We start from the raw sequence: 4,472 nt of genomic DNA on the forward strand, positions 1-4,472 counted from the left end.
GAGCCCGCGCCACCGTTGGCGTGCCAGGTGCTGGACGTGAACTGCAGCCCACCCTGGAAGCCGTTACCGGTGTTGATTCCCCAGTTTCCGCCCGACTCGCACTGCGCGATGGCGTCCCAGTTCACGCTGTAGGCGTGGACCGGCGGCGGGGGCGGTGCCTCCGGGCCCGGAGGCGGCGGGACGGCCGGGTCGAAACCGACAGGTGCCGGCGGCGGCGGAGCGTCCGGAGCCGGCGGCAGTCCGGGAGGCGGGGGCGGCGGAGCGTCGGGGGCCGGCGGCGGCGGAGCGTCCGGAGCCGGCGGCAGGCCGGGAGGCGGAGCGTCGGGGGCCGGCGGCGGAGCGTCCGGGGCCGGGGGCGGCGGGGCGTCGGGAGCCGGGGCGGCTCCGGCCGGGACCGCGTTCGGGTCAGAGCCCATCGGGTCCGCGTGTGCGGTGGCCGCAGGAATGGTCACGAGCGTGCCTGTGACCGCGGCGAGAATGAGCGTCTTACGGACGTTGTTCAAAATCGTTCCTTTCGCGGTGCGCGCGCCAAAGCAAGCCCACGGATGTGGGCTGAGGTGTTGGGTTGGTGCGGGAGTAGATGCTCTGGGCTGTGCCGTCTCGTTCAGGCACAGGAGCGGCGGGCTGGTCAGGCCCAGGGCGGGCTCTCACCGACCGGCCGCGGGCGGGCTTAGCCGTCCGCGGCGCCGCTCACACGCGGGTCCGTGGATAAAATTTTCAGTTATTCTTCCGTAACCCGTTTGTGGGCTAACAGGGACCGTACGAGAAGCCGTCCCATTCGTCATCTTCGGAAACCGGATATCTCGGTTCGATAACGACCCGATCACACCGAGACAGCACGTTTATTTCTGCAGGTCAGTTGCGCCTTTTTCTCCGATACCCACACGGGCTGCGTACTAAAAAGGGTGAGCCGAATCACGCGCTTTTTGTGAGCTGGCACACGCATTTGCGGAGTTTAAAACGGATCCGGTGCCGGATTGACAGGCACAACGCACCAACAGCGAGCGGGCGGACTGTACAGGACGCTTTGTTCATATACCGCACGCCACGCCGGTGATGCGAAAAACGAGTAATCCAAATTCCGCAATAGGACTATCCCACAGCATTATCCACCACCGGCCATCGTGACCCGACCGGATGAAAGGACGCGAGGATACATCCTGGACCAATGGCGCACGCCCACAACAACTTCCACATACATATCAAGGGCACCAACACTTTTCACGCGCGCGTGGCAAAGATCTGGTGGACGCAGGCCTCGACCGCCGGGCCATCCGCATGATGACGCTTTTTCGCCCTTATCGGTGCGGATGAAAGAATTTGCTGAGAGATTCGCGGAAATCAGCCGCGCCTATCTGGCCGTCAACCCGGACAGGGCCGCCGGCAACCGTCACCTCGCGAAATCGTTGGTGCGCCAACAGATCACAGCGCACGGACAGCACATGGTCATCACTGCGCCGACGACCCCGACGCGAAATGCGCAAAATAAACTCCAGAATTTTGTCATCATGCTTATTGAATTTGCCATTTTGATCACGCATTCCTGGATGCGTCGTTACGACACAGGAATTATGCGACAAATTCCGCGAGTGAAAAGCGGGGCGGGGCGCGCTTAGACGCGCAGCTGCGCCAGGGCGCGCAACTCGTCAGCGGTGTTGACGTTGGTCAGCGACCGCGAGTCCGCCGTCACGATGCGCTGGGCATCCGACGCGTCGACGAAGGCGCGCATCTTGCGCTCCCCCGAAGCAACCAACGCCTCGACCCGGTCGGCCAGGTCGGTGCGGTACACCGCCGCCAGGTAGTGGTCCTGGCCATCCCACGGCAGCACGACTTCGGCGCCGGTCTCAACGGCCCTACGGGTCAGGTCCTCGATGAGTTCGACTGTCAGAAAAGGCATATCGACCGCGCAGACGAAGGCGAAGCGGGCGCCGGCCTCGGCCGCGGCGCGCAACCCCCGCCCGGTGGCCGGCAGCGGACCGAGCCCCCGCAGTTCGTCGCGGATGACGCGAGCCCGCAACTCCGGCAGCGGCTGGCCCTGGGCGGCCATCACGAGAACCGGGTCGCAGCGCTGAGCGAGAATGCCGACGACGCGCTCCACCATGGTGGTGGCGTCGGACCCGTCGGTACCGGGGAACGGAAGGGTCGCCTTGTCGCGACCCATGCGAAGTGATGCACCACCGGCGAGGGTCACCCCAGCCAGCGAGACTGTGTCGGGCACGGAATTACCTTAGTCGACGGTCCAGGTGTCGCGCCCGCGCAACAGCGATTGCAGGGCGGCGGAGTCGAACGGGTTGGCGGCCCGCGCCGTCTGGACCTGGGATCGCGCCGCGTCGTCGTAGGTGGGCCTGCTGACGTCGCGGAAGATGCCCAGCACGGTGTGGTCGAGGTTCTGATCGGACAGCCTCGACAGCGCGAAAGCATAGGCCGAGTCGTCGGCGTGCGCGTCGTGGACGACGATCTCGTCGACGGACACGTCGGCTGTCTTGGCCACGTCGAGGCCGAAACCCGATCGCACAACGCAGTATTCGCCGTCGACGCCGAAGACAATCGGGTCACCGTGACGGATGTTGATCACCCGCTCTTCGGCCCCCTCTTTGCGGAGCACGTCGAACGAGCCGTCGTTGAAGATCGGGCAGTCCTGCAGGATCTCGACCACCGCGGCACCGCGGTGCTCGGCGGCGGCGCGCAACACGTCCGACAGGCCGTTGCGGTCGGAGTCCAGGGCGCGGCCGACGAAGGTCGCCTCGGCGCCGAGCGCCAACGACACCGGGTTGAACGGGTGGTCCAGCGATCCCATGGGAGTGGACTTGGTGACCTTGCCGACCTCCGACGTCGGCGAGTACTGACCCTTGGTCAACCCATAGATCCGGTTGTTGAACAACAGGATCGTGATGTTGACGTTGCGGCGCAGCGCGTGGATCAGGTGGTTGCCGCCGATCGACAGGGCGTCGCCGTCGCCGGTGACCACCCACACCGACAGGTCCTCGCGCGCCAGCGCAAGACCCGTCGCGATGGCAGGCGCCCGACCGTGGATCGAGTGGAAGCCGTAGGTCTCTAGGTAGTACGGGAACCGACTCGAGCAGCCGATACCGCTGATGAACACGATATTTTCGCGGCGCAGCCCCAACTCGGGCAGGAAGTTGCGGATGGTGTTGAGGATGACGTAGTCACCGCAACCCGGGCACCAACGAACCTCTTGGTCGCTGGTGAAATCCTTGCCCTTTTGCGGCTGATCCGTCGTGGGCACCCCGTCGTTCTTGGTCAACTTGGGTGTCACCCCAAGGTCCGTGCCCGCCAGATTGCCAATCACTTCAGTCACGAGCGCCGCTCCTCCTAACCGCTTCGCTCTGCGTCGCCGTCACGCGTCAGCTCCAACCGTCGCTGCCGCCATTCTCGCGACCATCGTCTTATCTTGCTCGATTTCGGCCAATGTCCCGTTCAGCGCAGCCCGAATGACGCGCCCGATCTCGTCGGCCAGGAACGCGACACCTTGGACCTTGGTGACCGATTGCACGTCCACCAGGTACTTGCCGCGAAGGATCAGGGCCAGCTGACCCAGGTTCATCTCCGGCGCCACGACCTGCGGGTATCGCCGCAGAACGTCGCCGAGGTTCGCCGGGAAGGGACTCAGGTAGCGCAGATGGGCGTGCGCGACCTTGATGCCCTTGCGCCGCGCGCGCCGGCAGGCTTCACCGATCGGGCCGTACGAGCTGCCCCAACCGAGCAGCAAGAGCTCGGCGTCCCTGGTCGGATCGTCGACCTCCAGATCCGGTACGGAGATGCCGTCGATCTTGGCCTGGCGCAACCGAACCATGAGGTCGTGGTTGACCGGCTCGTACGAGATGGCACCCGAACCGTTCGCCGCCTCCAGCCCGCCGATCCGGTGCTCGAGCCCGGCGGTCCCGGGAACGGCGAACTGGCGCGCGAGCGTCTCGGGGTCACGGGCGTAGGGCTGGAAGGGCTCGTCGGGTTTCGCGAACGTGTGCTTGATCGGCTTCAGCGAGCCGACGTCCGGAATCCGCCATGGCTCAGAGCCGTTGGCGATGGCGCCGTCGGACAACAGGATCACCGGGGTGTGATACGACACCGCGATGCGCACCGCCTCCAGGGCGGTCTCGAAGCAGTCGGACGGCGACCGCGGCGCCAGCACCGCGACCGGCGATTCACCGTTGCGGCCGTACAACGCCTGCAGCAGGTCGGCCTGCTCGGTCTTGGTCGGCAGGCCGGTCGACGGCCCACCACGCTGGACGTCGACCACCAGCAACGGCAGCTCGGTCATCACCGCGAGGCCCAGCGCCTCGGACTTCAGCGAAATGCCGGGCCCCGACGTGCTGGTGACGCCCAGGGCGCCGCCGTAGGAGGCGCCGATGGCCGCGCAGATGCCGCCGATCTCGTCCTCGGCCTGGAAGGTGATCACGTTGAAGTTCTTGTGCTTCGAGAGCTCGTGCAGGATGTCCGACGCCGGCGTGATC

General features: G+C 65.9%; 3 protein-coding genes and 2 pseudogenes. 1 reads left to right on the forward strand and 4 read right to left on the reverse strand.

The features are described 5' to 3' along the window. Positions 1 to 119: pseudogene (locus JOZ00_RS01775) on the reverse strand (transglycosylase family protein); the annotation flags it as partial. A 1,191-nt stretch (positions 120 to 1,310) separates the two neighbouring features. On the opposite strand from JOZ00_RS01775, the gene JOZ00_RS01780 reads away from it, so the two are divergent. After that, positions 1,311 to 1,616 (forward strand): hypothetical protein, encoded by a 306-nt coding sequence (locus tag JOZ00_RS01780; protein WP_293338867.1) that lies wholly within the window; start codon positions 1,311 to 1,313, stop codon positions 1,614 to 1,616. Here JOZ00_RS01780 and mobA read toward each other — a convergent pair. The 3 genes and pseudogenes from mobA to JOZ00_RS01795 form a co-directional block, all read right to left on the reverse strand. Continuing rightward, the gene (gene mobA / locus JOZ00_RS01785) at positions 1,613 to 2,218 is read right to left on the reverse strand and encodes a molybdenum cofactor guanylyltransferase (RefSeq protein WP_293338869.1); all 606 of its coding nucleotides are present in this window, start codon (positions 2,216 to 2,218) and stop codon (positions 1,613 to 1,615) included. The genes JOZ00_RS01780 and mobA overlap by 4 nt on opposite strands. A gap of 9 nt (positions 2,219 to 2,227) precedes the next feature. Continuing rightward, positions 2,228 to 3,319, reverse strand: a complete 1,092-nt coding sequence (locus JOZ00_RS01790; RefSeq protein WP_293338872.1) for a 2-oxoacid:ferredoxin oxidoreductase subunit beta — start codon at positions 3,317 to 3,319, stop codon at positions 2,228 to 2,230. 39 nt (positions 3,320 to 3,358) lie between these two features. Continuing rightward, positions 3,359 to 4,472: pseudogene (locus tag JOZ00_RS01795) on the reverse strand (2-oxoglutarate ferredoxin oxidoreductase subunit alpha); the annotation flags it as partial.

Origin of the sequence: Mycobacterium sp., from assembly GCF_019243155.1 — a bacterium.
GTDB lineage: Bacteria > Actinomycetota > Actinomycetes > Mycobacteriales > Mycobacteriaceae > Mycobacterium.